Origin of the sequence: Streptomyces himastatinicus ATCC 53653, assembly GCF_000158915.1 — a bacterium.
Classification (GTDB): domain Bacteria; phylum Actinomycetota; class Actinomycetes; order Streptomycetales; family Streptomycetaceae; genus Streptomyces; species Streptomyces himastatinicus.
In genome coordinates this window covers 1479400-1480459 of record NZ_GG657754.1, presented here as the reverse complement: position 1 = coordinate 1480459, position 1060 = coordinate 1479400, and the positions used below count along the sequence as shown (strand labels likewise).

Sequence of the window (1060 nt, the reverse complement as noted above, 5' to 3'; positions counted from 1 at the left end):
CCGCTCGAGGTGGTGAAGTCGGTGTCGCCGTTGTAGGTGGCGTGTGACGGGGTAGGTGGCGGTGTCGGCGTACGCGTGCGTGGCGGTCGCGGCGCCGCCGGTGAGGGGGACCGTGGTGGTCGGGCCACCGTTGCCGAAGTCGAAGGTGACGGTGCCGGTGGGGGTGCCCGCGCCGGGTGCCACGGCGGTGACGGTGGCGGTGAAGGTGACCTCCTCGCCCGTCGCGGAGGGATCGGGCGCGGAGACCACGGCGGTCGTCGTATGGGCCTGTCCGACCGCCTGGCCGCCCGTCGCGGTGGAGGGCGTGAAGTTGGTGTCGCCGTTGTAGGTGGCGGTGACCTGGTAGGGGCTGCCGGCGGTTCCGGTGTACGTATGCGTGGCACCGGCGGCGCCGCCGGTGAGGGGGACCGTGGTGGCCGGGCTGCCGTCGCCGAAGTCGAAGGTGACGGTTCCGGTGGGAGTGCCCGCACTTGGCGGCACAGCCGTGACCGTCGCCGTGGCGGTCACCTGCTGTCCGACGACCGAGGGGTTCGGCGCGAGATCCAGCCCGGTGGTCGTCGCGGCCTGTTCGACGGTCTGGGTGTCGGTGCCGCTCGAGCCGGTGAAGTCGGTGTCGCCGCTGTAGGTCGCGGTGATCGTGTACGGGCTTCCGCCGACGTCCGTGTACGTGTGGTCCACGGTGGCGGCGCCGCCCGACAGCGGAAGCACGGTCCCGGGGCTGCCGTCGCCGAAGTCGAACGTCACCGTGCCGGTCGGCGCACCGGCGCCCGGTGCCAGGGGCGCGACATGGGCGACGACCGTGACCGGCTGCCCGGGCTGGGACGGGTCGGGCGCGGAGGTCACCGTGCTGGTGGTCGCCGCCTCGCCGACGGTCTGGGTGTCCGTTCCGCTGGAGGGTACGAAGAGGGTGTCGCCGCTGTAGGTCGCGGTGACGGTGTAGGGGGTGTCCGACGGGTCGGCGTAGGCGTGGTCGACCGTGGCCGTGCCGCCCGTGAGGGGAGCGGTCACGGCGGGTGTTCCGTCGCCGAAGTCGAAGGTGACGGTGCCGGTCGGGGTGCCC

Annotated in this window: 1 protein-coding gene; it reads right to left on the bottom strand. The window is 73.3% G+C overall.

Annotated features, from left to right (window positions below):
* Positions 1-1060, bottom strand: a 1060-nt coding sequence (locus SSOG_RS53295) for an Ig-like domain repeat protein (RefSeq protein WP_167542465.1), incomplete at both ends; no start/stop codon positions are given.